Genomic DNA, 19,990 nt, shown 5'->3' on the forward strand with positions numbered 1-19,990 from the left:
GGCTTCAGACGGCGCTGGCTTCATCGTGGGCGGCCTGGGTAGCGCGCCAGGCCGCGTGGGGGCTGATAGCGTTGAGGTAGTAGTTGCCCAGCGCCCGCTCGCGGTAAATGGCGGGGTTGTGCGAAGCCAAGGTGCGGGCATTGCGCCAGTGACGGTCCAGCCGCCGGGACTGGCTGGTGGCCGAAGCCCCGCCTACTTCGAACAGCAGCGTGGTGGCCTCCAGCACCTGCTCAAGTACGATCTGCTGGGCCTGGAAGGCGCGTACCTCGGCCTCGGTGTAGTGCGCTTCGCCAGCGTGCCCGTCCCGTTCGGCCTGGTACACGCGCTGCAACACCTCGGCCACCGCCAGTACCTGGGCTTGGGCCGCGTAGGCCAGGCTCGACAACCGCCCTACCACCCGCTGTACCAAAGGGTCCTCATTGGGGCTTGATTGGCCAGGTACGCCGAACGCTCGGGTACGGCCCTGGACGAACTCGGTAGCATCGCGCAGCACGGCACGGGCGATACCGGCCAGGGTGGCCAGGTGGAACAGTTGGTAAAACGCGGCGATGTAGGATTCAGGTCGCGGCTCCCCCGCGGGGTAATGCCTTAATACGTAGCGAGCCGGCACCTGAACGTTTTCGAAGCGCGTGGTGCCGCTGCCGGACAACCGCTGCCCGAAACCGTCCCAGTCATCGTCACGGCTGACGCCCGGCGCACCGGTGGGCACCGAAACACTGACAAAGTCCTTCCCGCTTACAGCCGATACTGCAATCCAGTCGGCATACAGGGTGCCCGTGCAGTAGAACTTCTTGCCGTCGAGGCGCCAGTGGGTGTCGCCTTCGCGCGTGAGGGTCACACTCTGCGTACTGGTGTCCGTGCGCTCGGCCATGGCCGCGCCCCATAGATCACCCGCAGCAACCTTGGGCAGCCAGTACGCTTGAGAAGCCCCCTCGTCACGCGACAATTGGCCTTCGACGAAGCCGAAGTGGGCCCGCAGGATATGCGGCAGGTTGGAGTCTGCCTCGGCCAGCTCGATCAGCAACTCAAACAGCTGCGGAAGGCTGGCCCCCGCCCCTCCTTGTTCAATGGGTACACGCAGGGCACCGAAACCCGCCTCGCGTAGCCAGTTGACGGCCTTAAAAGCCAGCTCCCGCTGGTGCTCGCGCTCAAGGGCGGTGTCCTTGATCCGCGTAAACACCTCGACAAAGGGCGCGCGCAGACGTGCATAGTCAGGCGACAGCGGAAAACCGCTGATACGCTGTTCAACGCTCATGATCATTCCTTTACACAAGGGCTGTAGGGATGGAGTGAATGGACGTTAGCCCTGCCTGAACCCGTTGCAGCGTTCATGCCACGGGTGATGCGCCCGTAATACGGCGCTTTCAGCACGTCCAGGTGTTGGAAACCTCACCAACTGTGTAAACGCTGCTGCGCTGGCAACAGATCATCACGCTTGGAGGCGGATCTAAACGCAGACAGCCGGGCGCGGCTGCATACCCTACGAAGCTGTTCAGGCGTGGGGCCAGCCAGCTAATAGACTTGCCGCCTCCGGGCTTACCCATTCAGCGAAAGCTGTACTCCACCCCAGCATAGGCACCTACCCCATCCCCTGGAATGATCGTACGGACACCGCCGCCACCGGCGTCGTAAGTGGGGCTGATGGAGGCTGCGTACTTTTCGTCGGTGAGGTTGCGCAGGTCCAGGTACAGCTTCCAGTCTTTCCTGGGCGAATCCCAGCCCAGGATCGCGCCCCACAGGTTGTAGGCACCTGCGTTCTGAGTGTTGGCGAAATCCACCGGTGTCTTGGACGCGTAGTAGGTGTTCACCCCCACGTAAACGCCATTGCTGAAGTCATAGCGCAGTTCGGCCTGGTAATTGTGCTTGGGAATACCGGGCAACCGATTGCTGCCGAATTGCTCGTCGTCGCGATAGAAGAAGTCACTGTAGGTGTAGGACTGCCGCAAGTGCAGCGAGTCGCCATTGTGCTCATACAGCAACGAGTCCAGCCCCAGTTCAACGCCTTGGTGAATCGTCTTGCTGGCGTTGTATTCGGACGTGAGCGCATCAGCCGTCGACGTGGCCTCGCGAATCACCACGGATAGCAATTCATCCTGCACATGGGAGCGGTAGAACGTCAGGTCCCACTGGGTGTTGGCAAGCTGGCCGCGGGTGCCAAACTCTAGGGTATCGGCGATCTGCGGTGCCAGTTTCTGTCCACCGGAGTTCAGCCCGGTCGCCGGCCCTGCAGTGAACACCTGGGCGCCGGAGAGGTACGCCCAGGACTGCTGCGCCTCCACGGTACGGCTGAGGTTGCCGAACAGCTGCCAATCAGGGGTGATCTGGTAGCGCACGCCTACCCGTGGCGCGAGTTCCCAGTCATTTTTTTCCACGGGGTTGTTCGGGTTATCGGCTTCGCCGCCCACCGGGTAAGACACGTTGGCCTTGCGCTTGAATGCTACCTCTGACAGGCCCGCAGTCACCCACAGCGTGTTATCGACCCACTCGGTTTCGTTGCTGACACTCAATACGGTGTCGGACCCTTCATACTCGGCCTTGCGTACCAGCGCGCCGGAAGGCAAGCCTGCTGTGATACCGGAAGGGATGCGTACTGTTGTCTTGGCGTAGGCATTCAAATGTTCGGTATGCAACACGTTGAAGCGCGTGAGGCTGTTTTTGCCGAACAGGGTATCGAGCCGGTCGTATTTCAACGTGGTGGAATAGTCGCTGAACCCCCAGGTGGTACGGTTCACACCCTGGCGCGCATCAATGGGGTAGTCGTGATACACCAGCCCCAGTTCCAGGTGCGAATCGTCATCAAAGGTGTAGTCGGTCTTGTTGGCCACCCAGGTAGAGCCCGGTTGCTTGCGGTGAGCATGCACGCTCACGCTGGCCGGGTTGGCCTGTTCGGGGTCATCCTTGAGCTGCGCCCGGGTGATATAACCGGGTGTCTGGTTATCAGTAGTCCGATACCGGTAATACAGGCGTGACTTGAGCTGCGGTGAAAACTGATAACCCACGTTACCCACAAAGCCGGCACTTTTGCCTTGGGTCTGGTCCTGAAAACCGTCCGAAGCCGAGTCGGTAAGGCTCACGTAGTAATCAAGCGGGCCAAACACCTGCCCTGAACTGATCTGTCGCTTCTGATACCCGTAACTGCCTGCTTCGTAGCGCACCTGCAACGGCGCGGCGTTATAGCCGGTCTTGGTCACATAGTTGATTGCCCCGCCCAGGTACAGCGATCCGATATCGAAGGCATTGCCGCCACGCAGCACTTCGGTGTGGCTCAACCCCAAGGGTTCGAACAATTCATACGGGGTGCCGCCAGGGCCGGACACGGGCAAGCCGTCGAACAGGTAGAAAATGCCTGCCCGGAAATACCCCACGCCCTTGTTGATACCCGAGCCTCGAATCGAAATACGCGTGCCGTCGTTGCTGCCGCCGCCTTGTGTGGCGATCACACCCGGCTGCAAGGCAAACACATCGGTGCTGGTCGACACCCTACCCTTCTCGACGGTGGCTGAGTCTACAAAGTTGACGCCACCGGCCACGTCTTTCAAGGCGGCCTTGGCCTGTTCGGTATCGTCCAGCTTCACGCCCTTGACCACCACCGCGCTCAGGGCTTTGGCGGGTGCCTGTGTGCTGGCGTCGTTCACGTTAGCAGGCGCGGCCTGCAACTGGCCGATGAGCAGGAACGTGGCCCCGGCACTCACGGTTGATGGCAAGCGGCGACGTGCCCTGGTTCTAGTCGGTACATCCCCTTTCATGTGGTGCTCCTGCTTGGGTCACGTTTCAACGCGTGAAAAGGCGTTGTGTTGGCGCAAGGGAGATAGCAGGGACCGTGCCAGCGTATTTACACGTAAATAGCGGAAAAACCTAGGAATTAGGGTATAGAACTGAACGCTGGCGAACACTTGGTGATGGGGCGCTGACTGGGATTCAACACTTGGACGGCATCCAGCTGCAGGTTGCGCAAGTCAACGAATACCTCCCGCGTTCTGGCAGCGTTTGGTACTGAACCGTTCCAGATATAAAAAACGGGGCCTTTAGTGGCCCCGTTCCCTTTTCTGCTGCGCGATCCTACTTGGCGGTAATCACCGCCAACTTGGTAATACCCGCCTTTTCAATGGAGGCCATGGCTTTGGCCACCTGGCCATAGTTCACCCCGTCATCGGCTTGCAGTTGCACACGCACGTCTGGGTCTTTGGCCTTGGCGCCCTGCAACCGCAGCCCCAGTTGGTCCAGGTCGATAGGGTCCTTGTCGAAAAAGGCCTGCCCCTTGTCATCGATACTGACCACCACCGGGTCCTTCTGCTCAACTGGTGCCACCGCGTCGGTCTTGGGCAAATTGATGGGGATAGCGTTGGTCAGCAAGGGCGCAGTGACGATGAACACCACCAGCAGCACCAGCATTACGTCCACCAGTGGCGTTACGTTGATTTCGCTGAGCACTTCGTCGCTGTCTTGAGTGGAAAACGCCATGTCAGGACGCCTCCTTCACAGAGCGGCTGTCCGTAGCCTTAAGGCTGGCGGGGTGTGTGATCACACGGAAGTGGCTCTTCTGGGCCAGGCTGTAGAAGTCATGGGCGAAGTCGTCCAGGTCGGCCACGGTCAGCTTCAGGCGGCGCAGGAAGTAGTTGTAGACCAGCACCGCTGGAACAGCGACCGCAATGCCTACGCCAGTGGCGACCAAGGCTGCGCCTATGGGGCCGGCAACGGTTTCCAGGCTGGCCGAACCGGCGGCGCTGATGCCTTTGAGCGCCGACATGATCCCCCACACCGTACCGAACAGGCCAATGAAGGGCGAGGTGCTGCCGATACTGGCCAAGACCGCCAAGCCGCTTTCCAGGGAGCGGCGTTCACGGACGATCTGCTGGCGCAATGCGCGCTCCAGCCGGTCCTGGTGGTTGATGGCATGGGCCAGGTCCTGGGTGGGGGTTTCCGCTACCTGAATGGCGTTATAGCCCGCCTGGGCGACACGCGCCGAAGCACCGGGTTGTTCCTGGGCCAAGGTGGCGGCTGAATCCAGGCTGGACGCTGCCCAGAATTGCTTGTGGAACCTGCGATCCTGGCCCTTGAGGCGCGCGAACTGTGAGCCCTTGATCAAAAACAGGGCCCAGGTGGCGATGGAGAACAGGATAAGCAGCCAGATAACCGCGTGTTCAATGGAGTCGAAGGGCGAAGCGATCAGGTTCATAAGTGCATCTCTAAGCAGGTGTTCGTAGGTTTGGCGGCGCTCCTTGTGTGGTGGTGGCCCGCAGTCGTTACTGGCAAAACTATTGGATCTTGAAGTCGATCGGCACGCTGACCCACCCGGCCTGTGGCACGTTGCCTTGCTTGGCTGGCACAAAGGTCCAGCGCTTCACGGCGGCCAAGGCAGCGTCGTCCAACTGGGTACGCCCGCTGCTTTTCTGGATCTGGATGTCGCCAGGCTTGCCGCTGGGCAGTACCTGCACCCTGAGCAATACCGTGCCCTCCCAGCCACGGCGCATGGCCAGCGAGGGGTATTCTGGTGCGGGGTTATTCAGGTAGCCGGCGCTGGCGGAAGGTGGTGTGACCGGGGCAGGTGCCGCAGGGGCAGGTGCAGGAGGTGCAGGCGCGGCCACAGGAGCGGGAGCAGGCGCGGGCTCGGGTTTGGCCACAGGTTTTGCCACTGGCTTAACCACCGGTTTGACAACAGGCTTGGGCTTGGGCGGCGGCTTGGGCTTGGCGGCCAGTTCGTCCACCGGGGGCGGTGGCGGCTCAACCACAGGGGGTGGTGCCACGGGTGGCGGCGGCTCCACCACCGGCGGTGCTGGTGGCGCTGGCCGGGAGAACTCGATGGTCATGGGGGGCACCTGGGGCGGTACCACCGGTAGCTGCGGCATGGGCTTGCTGTTGATCCAGTAGATCACCGCACCGTGCAACACCAGCGCAAATACACCTAACAGAAGGCCTTCACGCTTGCTGAGCACCGGCCCTGGGGGCCGTTGCAGCCGAAAGGCCCACAGGGGTGCCCGTACCAGTGGATTCAACGCCAGCAGGTCAGTATCGACGGGGTCGCGCCATCGCGTGTTCAACGCGCTGGCCGCGCTCTGGACATTGCCCATTGTTTAGCTCCTGGTTTTCTGAATCAAAAGAGAGCATTGCCGGAGTTAAATCAGGCAACCGCTCAAGGCCGCGATAATCAGAGCTTTTAAGGGGTTTAGAAAGGAACATTTACTTCTTTGCTTATTCGATCGTGCAACTTGGCAACAGGGGATAATTAAATAAAACGCTGGGGCAAGTTGCGCGTCTCTCAACTTGAAAGTGACAGGCGCTTAGTACCCATGAGGGAGCAAGGGACCAATAGCAGCTATCACTGGCTGCCGAAACTCAGGTTCGTCGTAGGCGGAGGCCGGGAACCCTGGAAATGCGTTCAGCGGCCGGGTAGGTTTTGCAGGAATACCACGTAGCCTTGGAAATTCGGACTGTGCTCCAAGTACGGCGCCCCGCTCCATTCACCACCCTGGATCAACCCCACCTTGAACGGCAGGCCTAGCCTTGCCAAACGTGGCAGGTAGGCGGCGTAGTCAGGGATGCTGTGGCGGCCTTGGTAGGTTTGTACCACCACTTCATCCACCACGCCCTTGAGTTCGCCAATCGCCTGTGGGTCGGCATGGCTGCTCCAGTCCATCAACCCGGTGATGCTGAGCTTGAACTCATCTGGCAAGCGCCGACGCAGGTCCTTCAGAAAGGCCACGTATTCGTGCAGGTAGCGGGTGCGCGCGTCAAAGTCGATCTGGATGCCCGTGACTGCATTCCCGGCCACCTGCCAACGCCGGACCTGGCCGAACAACTGGGTGTATACCCGTTCCGGCCAGTGCAAGGTGTGGGCCCGGTACACGATCCACAGGTCAGGCTGCGGCAAACGGGACACTGTCATGCCTTGGGCAATCAGGGCCACGGGTGCCTGGGCGCCGCGAGGGGCACTGATCTGCCCCTGCAACAGGTACAGGGTGCGCGCCTGTTGCAGCACAGGCTGCGCCTGCACACCACTCCACAACCAGAAGGCATCATGGTTTCGGGCGTCCACTGCCGCGGCGGCGGGAACGCTAACTAGCAGCCAGCCCAGCAGCCATCTGAAACTGATGCGTATCACCAGTAGTACTGTTGCAATTTACCCCACGGCGTACTGCCATAGGTGCCCTTGAGTTTCTTGAACCAGCCTTTGCGTACAGGCTGTTCTACTTCTGTGCCGCCGCACCCGTTGTAACCAGACGGGCCGTAGCAGTTAACCGCGCGGTACAGTGCGTAGGCCTTGTCGTCCCGGCCTGCCGTAACATCGGCAATCACAGCCTGGTAGCCGTCCAGGCGGGAAAAGACCGGGCCTTCGAAACCCGGCTCAGTGCCGCCCAACTGATCCGCTTCCGGGCGCTGGTCCAGGGGCATGCCATCCAGCCCGTTGAGGCGAACGAACTCGCCTAGGCAGTTAAGGCCCCGCGCGTCCTGTGCGTTGGCTTGCAAGCTGGCGGCGATGGCTTTGAGGCCAGGGCAGCGGTAGCCGGCATGGGCATCGCCCCCGTCCCACTGGAACAGCTGCAAGGTTTGGGCAGGGCCGTAGGCGTAGCCCAGGCTGCTGTCCAGCTTCACCTCGGCCAGGGCGGAGGGGACAGTACTCAGGTCTTCGGCAAACTCGGCGTACTGCCCGCGCATCAGGCCTTTGTACAGCAGGGCGAAATACGCCGTGGCTTTTTCCTGGGTGCTGATCCCCTGCTCCACCTGCTGGCGCAGCAAGGTGGCGTCCGCGACTTTGCCCAGCAGGATCAAGCGCACCTGCGCCGACAGGATGGGCGATCCGTCAGCGAACACTTGGCCCAGCTGGCCGCTGCGCTCATAGTTCATGGCCAGGGCCAGCTCCAGGTGCTCGCGCTGCAAAGGCTGAGTGGCTAACGGCAGCAATTGCAGCCACAGGGCCTGGGCGGCAGGGTAATCACCGCCGGCCTCCAGGGCCATGGCGCGAAGCGTCTGCTGGCTGAAGGCAAGGTAGTCCAGTTGGGCAGGCACCTCAGCGGGCAGCAGCTTGAGGGCCTCGGCGGGTGCGTTGTCCAGGTAGAACGCAAAGGCAGCCTGCAGGTAATCAAACAGCCCAGCGTGCTGATCGAGTACGGCCTTGTGTGCCATCAACTGCGCGTGGGTCAGTTGTGGCCCGCCGTCGGAGCGCATCAGCATCAAATCATTGACAGCGGTGAGCAGCGGCGTTGGCAAGGTGTCGCCTGCCGACACCAGCAGCTTGTTATCGATTTCCTGGATCAACGCTTCCAGCGGTACGCTGCGCTGGGCCCCCTTGGCCACGGTCAATTGCCAGCCATAGTCGGCTGCCAATGCCGCCTTTTCACCTGATAGCCAATGCACGCGGCGCAGCAGGCCTCTGGCCGAAGGTGCATAACGGCCTTCAGGGTAGGCGGTGAGGTAATCGTTGAGTGCCTGTGCCACGTTTACATAGGGCGCAGGGTTGACCGGTGCCTTGAGGCTGCCGTACTCATCGAACGCATCCGCCTGGGCGGCGTTCAAGCGTGTGCGCGCTACCATGTAAGCCGCCGTTTCCTTGAGCCAGGGCTGGGGTGCGGAACTGAGGTTAGCGAAACCTGCCTGGGCCTTGTTGAACCGGCCACTGTAGAAATCCGTCGCGGCCTGCAAATAACTGCCAAACGCCTGGGCCTGGGGCGTGTGCAGATCACTGGGCACCACCTTGGCCTGTTGCTGCGCATCCCAGCTGCAGGCCTGAAGCAATGCCAACCTAGCCTGGACCAAGGCGCGGCGCTCTTCCTGGGCCAGCTCGGGGGTATCGACCACTTGCTCAGAGAACGCCAGGGCACTGTCGTCGGTGTTGCTGCGGCAGCGGCTGCCCTCCCCCTGAAGGAATGCTTCGCCAGCCGTCTCCAGGTTGTCCCGCTCAATGCCCAACGCCTGCAACAGTGCCATGAGCGAGGCAGTGCTGGAGTCATCGCTCGGTGTCTGCTCATCGTCTGCAGCCTGCAGGCGCGACACTTCGAAGGGGACAGGGCCATACCCCACAGACGCCGCGTCTTCGCTGACTGGGTTGGGGGCCATGGCCAGCACCTTGCTGTCGGCCAGCAACAGGCGCAGGTTCACACGGGTATCGTTACCTGGGCTCAGAAAAGGGAAGTTGTTGCACACGTCCAGGCCGCGTTTGAGCGGCGACCAGTTGGGGTAACAGGTGTCATCACCGCTGGCCTGAGCAGTGTTGAGCGCAACGGTGCCGAGCACGAGTGCGACAGAAGCAAGAAGGCGGAAACGCATGGACAGTCCTTGTGTGTGCGACGTGCCGCCATGGTACAGGCCGCCAGAAGGCAGGAGTAGCTTGGTTGCTGTTGAAACAGGCCGCTGCGGGGTAGCGGCTGCCAAGGTTCGTCCGCTGCGCTGGCGCTTCGCGAACTCCCACAGGGGGGGGCACACTACCTGCTGTGGGACCGGGCGTAGCCGAAGGCGCAGACCGGGAACAGGTCGCTGCGGTGTAGCGGCTGCCCAGGTTCGTCCGCTGCGCTAGCGCTGCGCGAACTCCCACAGGGGGGGGGCACACTACCTACTGTGGGACCGGGCGTAGCCGAAGGCGCAGACCGGGAACAGGTCGCTGCGGTGTAGCGGCTGCCCAGGTTCGTCCGCTGCGCTAGCGCTGCGCGAACTCCCACAGGGGGGGGCACACTACCTGCTGTGGGACCGGGCGTAGCCGAAGGCGCAGACCGGGAACAGGTCGCTGCGGTGTAGCGGCTGCCCAGGTTCGGCCGCTGCGCCCGCGCTACGCGAACTCCCACAAGGAGGCATTCCACTGCTGTGGAACAGGCCGCTGCGGTGTAGCGGCGGCCTGCTGAAGCAGGGTTGAGGTGGTGCTTAAAGGGCAGGCACGCCCTTTTCCCACTGCGCCCAGTTCTGGACGATGTCCTTCACCAACGGTTCGCCTGTGCGATAGAGGTTGTCCAGTGCTGGCACGAAACCGCCTTGGTCCGCGTACTTGAGCAGGTTGTCCACTTCGCTGTAGCCGGGGTATGGCCGGTCGAAGTCCGAGCCGGCACGCACCACCGCCAGGCGGTTGATGTCTGCACGGCCCATGCGGCTGGCGCGCAGCAAGGCTTCGTACGTGGAGTTGTCTTCCTGCTGGGTGGTGCAGTATTCACCCTTGCCGTCGGTCAGCAGCTTGGTCCACACCTCGGCCCGTTCACTCAGGCGGGTGCCGGAGAACCAAGTGTTGCCTGCCAGCGTGTCGCAGCGGGTTACCACCGGCGGCTGGTTGGCAGGGGCCTGCGGGTAGTGCTTGCGCCAGGCGGCCGACTCCTTGCTCTCACCGAGCGCCACGTGTTGCGACAGCGCAAACGCCTTGGCCTGTAGCGCCGGGTTGAGTTCGAACACTTCGGTTTTGTAGTCCAGAGGCGGCTTTTCGTTGGGGCCTTTGGTGTTGATGCCTATGTAGCCGGTAGGCCAGCTTTTTGGGGCGTCCCGGGAGTCGATTTCCCATTGGGTGCCGAACTCGACCAGGTAGTGCGCCCAGGCCGTGGTGCCCAGGGTGCCGTGCTTGGGGCTGATCCCAGCGATACCCGCCACCAAAAAATACGTCTTACGCAGGTCGAACTGGGGCGACAGGGCGAGCGCCAAGGTCGAGGCTGCCGCATTGGTCTGGCCCATGCCGGTGGTCATCAGGCACACCTGTTGGTCGTTGCAATGCACCGCAGGGTACTCAGCGGACAAGCCAGGCACTTCGATGCTACGGGTAAGCTTGAGGCGGTCGATCCAGTTCTGGGCTTCGGGGCCAAACATGGAGATCAGCATCACCTTGGGCTGCATGGGCGGCGTGTCTGCCGCCTGGGCGTTGTGGGCCAATACGCTCAGTGCAGTGCATGCAGCAAGGGTAAAGCGGTTTACGCGTGACATAGGGTCTCTGCTCCTTAGAGAGGTGTGTGCGAAGTAACATGTTTATAAATAAGGGGGCCGGGCATTACCGGGGCCGAGGCCAGCCGGTAGGCGGCACGCAGGGTATTGGCGGCCGCTTCGGCATGCTCTCGGGTAGCGGCATGGACCCAGCCCAAAGGCCGTTGCTCGCCGACCTGGTCGCCGGGCAAGGCCAATTCGCTGAAGCCTACGGCCAAGTCAATGGCCGCGTCAGCGCATAGCCGACCACCGCCCAAGGCCACTACAGCCATGCCCAGAATCCGGGTATCGATGCTGACCACATGGCCGCTGGCCTGGGCCCAGATGGGAAAACGCACAGGGGCCAGCGGCAGATAATTGTCGGGGCGGTCGCACAGGTCGGTTGGCCCACCCTGTGCCGCCACCATGCGAGCGAAGCGCTCCAGGGCTGCGCCACTGTGCCAGGCCGCCAGCAGCTGCTGACGCGCAGCCGCCGCGTCCGTCGCCAAGCCCGCCATCACTAAGGCCTGTTCACCCAGAGCAAGGGTCACCTGCCACAAACGGTCGCTGCGCACCTCGCCTTTCAACAGGGCGATAGCCTCGGCCACCTCCAGGGCATTACCGGCACTACGGGCCAGTGGCTGGCCCATGTCGGTCACCAGCGCACAGGTGTTTACTCCGGCACCATTGGCCACCTCCACGATACTCTGTGCCAGCTCGGTGGCAGCCGCCGTCGTGGGCATAAAGGCGCCGTTGCCGGTCTTTACGTCCATGACCAGTACCTGCAACCCGGCCGCCAGCTTCTTGGCCAGAATGGAGGCGGTAATCAGGTCGATGGATTCCACCGTGGCGGTCACGTCACGAATGGCGTACAGGCGCTTGTCTGCCGGGGCCAGTTGGGCGGTCTGGCCGACAATGGCACAGCCCACGTCCCGCACCACTTGGCGCAGGCGCTCGGTGGGCAAGTTGCAGTCGTAGCCAGGGATGCTTTCAAGCTTGTCCAGGGTGCCACCGGTGTGGCCAAGGCCCCGCCCGGAGATCATCGGCACATAGCAGCCGCAGGCCGCCAGCAGGGGCGCCAGCACCAGGCTGGTCAGGTCGCCCACCCCGCCTGTAGAGTGTTTATCCACCACTGGCCCTGGCAAGTCCCACTGCAACCGGTCGCCCGAGTCGCGCATGGCTTGGGTCAGGGCAATGCGCTCCGGCAACCCCATGCCTTTGAGCAGCACTGCCATGGCGAAGGCGCCCACCTGTGCGTCCGCGATACTGCCGTCTGCAATCCCTGCCACGAAACGCTGGATGTCGCCAGCCTCCAGCACCTGGCCGTCGCGTTTGCGGGCTATCACTTCCTGTGCCATCCACATGGCAAGCCTCCTTGTTGTTTTGGGAAAGGGTTTACAGCGAAATGAAAAAGCCCACGATGGCGGCGCTCATCAGGTTCGATAATGTGCCACCGACCATGGCCCGCAACCCCAGCTTGGCCAGCTCGTGCCGGCGTTGAGGCGCAATGCCGCTCAAGCCCGCCAGCTGGATGGCGATGGACGACAGGTTGGCAAAGCCGCACAAGGCAAAGGTGACGATCACTTGGGTGTGCACCGACAGCAGCGGCACGTTGGCAGCGGCTGCCCGCTCTGGGGTGAGGTAATTACCCAGGTCGGCATAGGCGACGAACTCATTGAGGATCAGCTTCTGGCCAATGAAGCCGCCCGCCAGCACACACTCGTTCCACGGCACACCGATGATGAACGCCACCGGCGCCAGCAGGTAGCCCAGCACCAGTTGCAGGGTGAGCTGCGGAAAGCCTACCCAGCCCCCTGCCCAGCCCAACAGCCCGTTGAGCAAGGCGATCAGGCCGATAAAGGCCAGCAGCATCGCACCCACGGCCATGGCCAGGCGCAACCCAACCTGGGCACCCTCAGCAGCAGCATCCACGATATTCGCCGGTTTGCTGGCCTTGTCGTCCAGCACGTCCAGTGCCTGGGCCTCCACCACCTCTTCGGTTTCCGGCTCCATCAGCTTGGCCATCAGCAAGGCGCCAGGTGCGGACATGAAGCAGGCGGCGATGAGGTACTTGAGGTCCACCCCCAGGCCGGCATAGCCCAGCAGCACTGAACCCGCCACTGCCGCAAACCCGCCCACCATCACCGCGAACAGCTCCGAGCGGGTCATTTGTGCAATGAAGGGCCTTACCACCAAGGGCACTTCAGACTGGCCGATGAACACGGCCGAGGTCACCGCCATGGATTCGACCCGGCTGGTGCGCAGCACGATGTGTAAGAAGCCGCCCACGATACGGATGATCCACCCCATCACGCCGATGTAGTACATCACCGAAATGAAACTGCCGAAGAACACGATCACCGGCAGCACCTTGATCGCGAACACAAAGCCGCCACTGCCAAACACCTCGAACATGTGCGGCGAACCCAGCCCACCGAACATGAAGTCGATGCCTTTGTTGGCGTAGGACTGCAGGGACGACACCGCCCCGGCCAGGCTGGCCAGCACACTCTGCCCCCAGGGTACATAGAGCGCAAAGGCGCCGATGACCACCTGAATCAGAAAGGCCCCGCCTACCGTGCGCCACTGGATGGCACGGCGTCGCCTGGACAACGCCAGGGCAATCAGAACAAGCACAACAATGCCTAGCAGGCTGATCATGTAAGGGGCTCCATTGAATGGTCAGAAGGCGTTGAAGGCGCCGGGCAACAGCTGGTCCAGCGTCCAGGTACGCGTAGCAGCCGGATCGCTGCCCTGGCACACAATCACAGCGTCCGGCGCCATCAATTCCAGCAGCACCTGGCGACAGGCCCCGCAGGGGCTGATCAAGGGCACCTTGGGCGCATACACCGCCATGGCCTTGAAGCTGCGCGGCAAGGCACCTTGGGAAAGGGCACTGAACAGCGCGCTGCGTTCGGCGCAATTGGTAAGGCCATAGGAAATATTTTCCACGTTGCAGCCCCGTACCACGGCGCCCTCTGCGGTGAGCAAGGCGGCACCTACCGGAAAACTGGAGTACGGCGAATAGGTGGCTTGCGCCGCCAGCCGAGCTTCGTCAAGCAAGTGCTGATGGTCGTGCACGTGTTGGTCTGTCATGGGGTTTCTCTTGTAATGCGGTTCAGAATTGGTAGCCCACGCCGAAGTAATAGCCCCAGCCATCGGAACGCCCTTTGAACGGGCCGTCGCCGAAGTCCAGCTCGGTGCCATCCTTCCAGTTGCCGCCATTGTGGAAGTAGCGCCCTACGGCCATGAAGCGCAGGTGGGTGAAGGAATACAGCAGTACGTTGGTGGCCACGGTTGCATTGGCGGTGCGGGCCGGGCCGGCCTGGTCATGCAGGTCGGAACCGAAATCGAAATTGGTGAAACCGATGTAGGTCAACGAGGCGCCATTGTCGTACTTATCGATAGGGACGATGTACTTGAGCTGGGCACGGTAGCCATCCCAGGAGTTTTCGTTCGCTGCGCCATAGTTTTCCCACTGGCGGCGTGCATACAGGTTCGCCGACAGGTTTACCCGGCTATGGGTTTCGATGTCCGTACCAAAACCGCTGTACAGCGTGTTGGCACGGCCGTCGCGATGATGGCCGTTGTCGTAGATCCAGTCGAAGGCCACGTAAAACTCTTTGAAGGGGCCAAAGCCCAGCTTGCGACCTGTCAACTCGTCGATGGAAATGCGTGGTTCATGCTCCATGAACAGGGGGGAGCCCTTGTCCCAGGCGCCACTGTCGTGGCTATTGCCGATGCCCAGGATTTTCGGCACATCAATGTAGCCGTAGAGCTCGAACGGCCCTTTGCGGCCGAAGTACTCATACTCCAGGTAGATGTCATCGTTGGGGCGCGGGCCGAAGCTGATGTCCTTGCTGCCAATCAAGGTCAGGTTCTGGTTGTACCAGGGAGCGGCCTTGGTTTGATCTACAGGGGGTGACACTTCGTAGCTCAACCCTTCCCCTTGCGCACTGTCGGTGCCACCGGCAGGCGGCTCTGCTGCACTGGCAGCCATTGCACACAGTGCCCAACCCAGCCCCAGGCAAACGTTTGCTTGTTTACGTCCTTTGTTCAACCCCACTGCCCTGCTCCTTCACTGTTTTAGTTTTTCTAACGCGCGCAGCCGTCCGTCCCCGATAACTTTCGGTGGAAAACACGGGTGTGGCTGTACGATTTCCCCTGGAGGGAATAACCAGTCACTGCCCTGAAACCGCTCTCTGTCGCGGATGCTCAGGTGGATGAGTGAACGCTGGGCGTTGAGTTAGCAGGTTGTATGCCATGTGATTATTGTCATTGGATTCATTGGCTTGGGATGCGGACAATGCCAGAAACTGACCAATTGATCCACTTCAGAGCACCTGATCTGTGCAGCGTGCGCAATTTGGGAGCGCTGCCAAGCCAAACGCCTGTATTGGCAAACGCTCTGCATCAGGGGTGTGACTGGCCGGCAAGCCATTGCACGAAATCCATGACCCAGTATTCATCCGCGTGATGAGGCAATACCGCCACATATCCTGTTTGCGCCACGCGTATGTGAGGCAGGGGTGCGATCAGCTTGCCGCTGGCCAAGTCAATGTCCAGCATAGGCAGAGGGCCTATGCCGATGCCCAGCCCATCCTCAACGGCCTGCCGGGTGATAAAAAAGTGGTCAAACACTTGCCGAGGGTGGCCCAGCAGATGATGAAGCCCTGCGGCATCAAGCCAATGCTGCCATTCGCCAGCGCGGGTTTCAGTGGCCAGCAAGGTATGGCCTTCCACATCAGCCGGTGTGAGCACTGGCCTTTGTGCGAACAGCGCGGGGCTCATGATGAGGGTATCGGCCTCTTGCAGCACCGGAATTATCTGGTGGCCTGGCCAGGCGTGGTGCCCTGCGCCTCCTCGGCGAATGGCCACGTCCACGCCACCGCGCAGCGCTTCCAGCACCGTAGAGACGGTAGTGACCACCACCTCGGTCTCAGGGTTGGCGGCATGGAAGGCTGGAAGGCGTGGAATCAACCAACGCATGGCAAAGCTGGTCGGTGCGCTGACCCTGAGAATACGGCGCACGTTCGGGCGACCACAGGCTTGCAGCGCCACGGCAACACGATCGAAGGACAGCCGCACCTCCTCCGCCAACACTTTGGCCATGGGCGTAGCAACCATACGCCGCCCCTCCTTGATAAACAGGCGCTGCCCTAGCCAGCGCTCCAAGGTAGCGACCTGACGGCTGACAGCGCCGTGTGTAATGCGCAGTTCAGCGCCCGCTTCGGCATAGCTGGCCGCACGGGCAGCCACTTCAAAAACGCGCAAAGTGTTCAGCGGGGGCAGGTCACGCATGGCAGGTACCCGTGAGAAAAAGGAACGGTACCCGTGATTCTAAAGGTTCTGGTTCGTGGACGCTCACGGGTATAGCCTTTTGCGTGCAGCGACGGCCTCAAGCTGCGAACACGCTCAGCCCGGAGGACACCTTTGCCTACCCTCGCCCCCACGCTCGATAACACTCAGAAAAAGCGCAGTTTAGGCGGGGCCTGCCTGGCTCACGCGCTGCACGATGGCTATACCGATGGCCTCTATGCCTTTCTACCGCTGTGGCAGGCTGAGTTCGGCTTGTCGTATGCAGCCTTGGCGATGGTAAGGGCGCTCTACTACGGCACCATGGGTGGCCTGCAGATTCCGGCGGACCGTGCCCTGCGCAAGGTGTCGTCCCGTGCGGCGCTGGTGCTGTCTACTCTGGTGGCGGCGGCCGGCCTGGCCATGATGGCGCTGCCGTTGGGCTTCCTCGGCCTGTGTGTAGGGCTGCTCCTGGCGGGGGTAGGTTCCAGCATCCAGCACCCGCGTGGGTCGATGCTGGTCAGCGATACCTACGGCCAAGACGCACGTCGCCCATTGGGGCTTTACAATTTCGCCGGGGACCTTGGCAAGGCCATTGTGCCAGCGGCGGTGGCGCTGCTGCTGCCGCTGCTGGCGTGGCGCCCGGTGTTGGGGCTCATGTCACTGCTGGGGCTGGTCGTGGCAGCGTTGCTGGTGCCCCTGGCGCCCGCTACCCCGGTGCACCCTGTAGCTAAACGTAGTGCTGCGCCAGGCGGCCGAGGCGGCTTTCGGCTGCTGTCTGCGATCGGAGCGCTGGATACCGCCACCCGTATGGGTTACCTGCTGTTCCTTCCTTTTCTTATTCAGGGGCTGGGTGGCGGCTCGCCCACGGTGGGCATAGCATTGGCACTGCTGTTCATAGGCGGGGCACTGGGCAAGGCCACCTGTGGCTGGCTTGGGGAACGGTTGGGTGTGGTGGGCGGTGTGATGCTCACAGAAACCGCCACGGCCTTGTTGATCATGGCCACGTTGTACACGTCGCTGCCTGCCACACTGGTGGTGCTGCCGCTGCTGGGTGTCGTGCTTAACGGCACCTCGTCCATCCTCTACGGCACGGTGCCGGAACTGAGTGATGGCGACACGGGCCGGGCGTTCGCGGTGTTCTATACCAGCGTGATCGGTGCCGGCGGTATCGCCCCCATTTTCTACGGCGCCATCGCCGACCACAGCAGCCAGACCACCGGCCTGCTGGTAACCGCTGCCACCGCCGGGGTGATTGTGCCCCTGGTGCTGCTGTTGCGCCCAGCGCTACAGGCCGCGCAGGCCTTTACGACCACGAGTGCGTTAAATGGATAGCCCACTGATGTTGGTTACCGGAGGCAGCCGCGGTGTTGGGGCCGCCATCGCCCGGCTCGCCGCTGCACGCGGGTATGACGTGGTCATCAGTTATGTGTCGGACTCGACGGCCGCCGAAGGTGTCGTGGCTGATATCCATGCGCTGGGTGGTCGTGCGCTAGCGGTGCGCGCCGACAATGCCGTGCCAGACCAGATCCACGCACTGTTCGCGGCCATCGACCAGGCATTCGGCCGCCTGGACGTACTGGTCAACAATGCGGGGGTACTGGCCCGCCAGTCCCGGTTCGAAGACCTGGCCCACGACCGTATGCAGCGGATCTTCGCCGTCAACGCCATCGGCCCTATGCTGTGCGCCCAGCAGGCCGTCAAGCGTATGTCCACGCGGCATCAGGGCCAGGGCGGGTCGATCATCAACCTCTCTTCGGCCGCCGCCCGGCTAGGCAGCCCGAACGAATACGTGGACTACGCCGCCTCCAAGGGCGCCTTGGAAACCTTCACCACCGGCCTGGCCAAGGAGGTGGCCCGCGAAGGCATACGGGTAAACTGCATTAGGCCAGGGCACATCTACACCGACATGCACGCCAGCGGCGGCGAACCCGGGCGCGTGGACCGGGTGAAGGACTCCATCCCCATGGGCCGGGGTGGCCAGCCTGAAGAAGTGGCACAGGCCGTGCTGTGGCTGGCCAGTGCCGAGGCTTCGTTTATTACAGGGACATTTTTGGATGTGACGGGGGGGAAGTAGCGTAACGGCACACAGCAGAGCGTTCGTTATACCCCGTCCTCAACCTAGCGAGGCCGCTAACCACTTCAGTGCGTCGATGCGAAGCTCCAATGGCAGTTGCCGCGTTACATCGATAAGGTGGTTTCGATGTACACCTTCCATGTTGGCAAGCCCTTGAATGGTCCCGCATTTCAACTGTGGATCGGTCAGCGTGGCTGTTGCCATCACCAGCTTATTCAACTGCTTCTCCATCAAGGCAGGAAGTACCGGACCGAAACTCCGGACAACAGCACTTCTGTTTTCTTCAGAGTTCATCCCCACGGCCTTGATTACCAATACATCAAGCTGGTCAGGGCTTAGTGCGCTGGCGCCCTCACCTTCCAAGACCGTGGCCATCGCACGGCTTTGGATTGTTTCATCACGGGCATCCAAAAGCGCTTGGAACATGAGCGCTGCCTGGTCGACAGTGAGCGATTTCCAGCCATTGCTTAATGTCGCTATGGCTTGGAGAGCATTGTCTTCTTGGGCGCGCGCTGAATCGAGCGCAGAGGTGACCACCCTATCTCGGCTTTCATCGCTCAAGGCGTGAAGGCTGGCCCCAAAACTACCTACGACATGGACACGTCCTTCATGTACTGCAAGCGCCAAGGCATCGCTTACCAGCCTTTCATGCAGGCTCCTCACATTGTCATTGTCCGACGGCTGCAACGCCGAGGCGCAAGTAGCCATAAGGTTGGCCTTGCTAGGGCTGGAGAGCTGGGGCATGGCAGATACGAGCTTGCTCAACACACTGGCATAGTCATCAGGGGCCAGGCTGGACATACCCCTGGCCACGGCATCCAATGCCAGCACTTGGTGTTCGTCGGTGTCTCTCAGAGCCAACGCGCCATCTACGAGCGCCATCTGCACAGCAGCGTCGAACCTGTGTAAATGCGGGCCTAATGCGGCAATAGCATTGTCCCGGTACTCGTCTTCCTGAATGCTTAAAGCGGCTTGGGCGAGCTGCTTGCATTGGCCTGGCGTCAGGGCATCCATGCCTTCAGCTATCCCGCAAATCGCGTTGCTCTTGGCCTCATCGCCTGTCATCTGTACAACTGCATCAACCAGGTCTTTCACGCAGTCGGCATGTAAAGCTTCCAGGCCCTGACCAAAGTTCTCTAAAGCCTGGCTAATGCCCTGAGCACTCATATCCGTTATCGTATCGACTAGGCCAACGTGCTGTTCATGGCTGAGCCTATGAAGCCCTGGCCCCATAGCGCCTATCATCATACTCAGATTTTCTTCCATATTACGGTCGTTGAACGTTACAGCGAAGTCCACCAGATGGTCTGCCTGGTGCTCGTCCAACGCCGATAGCCGCTCTGACCAATACGTGAACTGCACCAGTTTATCGAGGTCATCTTCGAGAGCCGAATCAGCATTGAATGCAGCTTTCTTTGCTTCTGCAGCGACCATTCTCAATAACTGAACAGGCAGGAACTTTACGTCTGATATGGGCAACTGATGCACCTCAGCGATCATCCGCCGTAGCTTCATATGGCTTCGTGCAAGTTTTTTGTCGTTATTCAGTACAGCATGTGAGTATGAATTAACGGTATGTTGCTCTCGGTTGGCTATGAGAGCGTCCATCGACCGCGTGGCTTCTGCTCGATCAGGGTTATTATGAATCTCACGCATGATTGCCAGTTGCAATTCAGGAGGTAACCGCATGAGCTCAAAATTGGACGGGGGCATTGGCCGTCTTGGTGTTCCCTGTGGTGGCGCCTGGTGAACATACCC

The 19,990-nt window shown here is 61.4% G+C and carries 16 protein-coding genes; 2 read left to right on the forward strand and 14 right to left on the reverse strand.

Annotated elements, in window-relative coordinates:
• Nucleotides 1-4: 4 nt before the first annotated feature.
• The 13 genes from ACSAMW_RS04650 to ACSAMW_RS04710 form a co-directional block, all read right to left on the reverse strand.
• A complete protein-coding gene (locus ACSAMW_RS04650) occupies nt 5-1,255 on the reverse strand; it encodes an acyl-CoA dehydrogenase family protein (protein WP_500592886.1) in 1,251 nt (416 codons plus the stop codon).
• Between the two features lie 289 nt (nt 1,256-1,544).
• Entirely contained in the window at nt 1,545-3,746 is a 2,202-nt protein-coding gene (locus ACSAMW_RS04655; RefSeq protein WP_500592887.1) for a TonB-dependent receptor family protein, read from the reverse strand.
• Nucleotides 3,747-4,059: 313 nt separating this feature from the next.
• Nucleotides 4,060-4,461 carry an ExbD/TolR family protein gene (locus ACSAMW_RS04660; RefSeq protein ID WP_500592888.1) on the reverse strand — a complete coding sequence of 134 codons (402 nt, stop codon included), beginning with the start codon at nt 4,459-4,461 and terminating at the stop codon, nt 4,060-4,062.
• Between the two features lies 1 nt (nt 4,462).
• Nucleotides 4,463-5,176 carry a MotA/TolQ/ExbB proton channel family protein gene (locus ACSAMW_RS04665; RefSeq protein WP_500592889.1) on the reverse strand — a complete coding sequence of 238 codons (714 nt, stop codon included), beginning with the start codon at nt 5,174-5,176 and terminating at the stop codon, nt 4,463-4,465.
• 79 nt (nt 5,177-5,255) lie between these two features.
• A complete protein-coding gene (locus ACSAMW_RS04670) occupies nt 5,256-6,068 on the reverse strand; it encodes an energy transducer TonB (protein WP_500592890.1) in 813 nt (270 codons plus the stop codon).
• A 308-nt stretch (nt 6,069-6,376) separates the two neighbouring features.
• Nucleotides 6,377-7,075: a DUF3142 domain-containing protein gene (locus ACSAMW_RS04675; protein ID WP_500593979.1), complete on the reverse strand. Its 699-nt coding sequence runs from the start codon at nt 7,073-7,075 to the stop codon at nt 6,377-6,379.
• A 20-nt stretch (nt 7,076-7,095) separates the two neighbouring features.
• Nucleotides 7,096-9,261: a PA5441 family protein gene (locus ACSAMW_RS04680; RefSeq protein ID WP_500592891.1), complete on the reverse strand. Its 2,166-nt coding sequence runs from the start codon at nt 9,259-9,261 to the stop codon at nt 7,096-7,098.
• A 588-nt stretch (nt 9,262-9,849) separates the two neighbouring features.
• Nucleotides 9,850-10,884, reverse strand: a complete 1,035-nt coding sequence (locus ACSAMW_RS04685; RefSeq protein WP_500592892.1) for a purine-nucleoside phosphorylase — start codon at nt 10,882-10,884, stop codon at nt 9,850-9,852.
• Between the two features lie 14 nt (nt 10,885-10,898).
• Nucleotides 10,899-12,224 (reverse strand): thymidine phosphorylase, encoded by a 1,326-nt coding sequence (gene deoA, locus ACSAMW_RS04690; protein ID WP_500592893.1) that lies wholly within the window; start codon nt 12,222-12,224, stop codon nt 10,899-10,901.
• A gap of 31 nt (nt 12,225-12,255) precedes the next feature.
• Entirely contained in the window at nt 12,256-13,521 is a 1,266-nt protein-coding gene (locus ACSAMW_RS04695) for a NupC/NupG family nucleoside CNT transporter (RefSeq protein ID WP_500592894.1), read from the reverse strand.
• A 21-nt stretch (nt 13,522-13,542) separates the two neighbouring features.
• On the reverse strand, nt 13,543-13,956 hold the full coding sequence (locus tag ACSAMW_RS04700) for a cytidine deaminase (RefSeq protein ID WP_500592895.1): 414 nt from the start codon (nt 13,954-13,956) through the stop codon (nt 13,543-13,545).
• Between the two features lie 22 nt (nt 13,957-13,978).
• A complete protein-coding gene (locus tag ACSAMW_RS04705) occupies nt 13,979-14,860 on the reverse strand; it encodes a nucleoside-specific channel-forming protein Tsx (RefSeq protein ID WP_500592896.1) in 882 nt (293 codons plus the stop codon).
• Between the two features lie 413 nt (nt 14,861-15,273).
• Complete coding sequence (locus ACSAMW_RS04710; RefSeq protein ID WP_500592897.1) at nt 15,274-16,161, reverse strand: LysR substrate-binding domain-containing protein; 888 nt, start codon at nt 16,159-16,161, stop codon at nt 15,274-15,276.
• 132 nt (nt 16,162-16,293) lie between these two features.
• On the opposite strand from ACSAMW_RS04710, the gene ACSAMW_RS04715 reads away from it, so the two are divergent.
• Entirely contained in the window at nt 16,294-17,490 is a 1,197-nt protein-coding gene (locus ACSAMW_RS04715; RefSeq protein WP_500592898.1) for an MFS transporter, read from the forward strand.
• Complete coding sequence (locus ACSAMW_RS04720; RefSeq protein WP_500592899.1) at nt 17,483-18,232, forward strand: SDR family oxidoreductase; 750 nt, start codon at nt 17,483-17,485, stop codon at nt 18,230-18,232. Before ACSAMW_RS04715 ends, ACSAMW_RS04720 begins: the two co-directional genes overlap by 8 nt.
• Nucleotides 18,233-18,271: 39 nt before the next feature.
• On the opposite strand, the gene ACSAMW_RS04725 is transcribed toward ACSAMW_RS04720, so the two are convergent.
• The gene (locus tag ACSAMW_RS04725; RefSeq protein ID WP_500592900.1) at nt 18,272-19,945 is read right to left on the reverse strand and encodes a hypothetical protein; all 1,674 of its coding nucleotides are present in this window, start codon (nt 19,943-19,945) and stop codon (nt 18,272-18,274) included.
• Nucleotides 19,946-19,990 lie beyond the last annotated feature (45 nt).

It is taken from the genome of Pseudomonas sp. AB39(2026) (assembly GCF_059831485.1).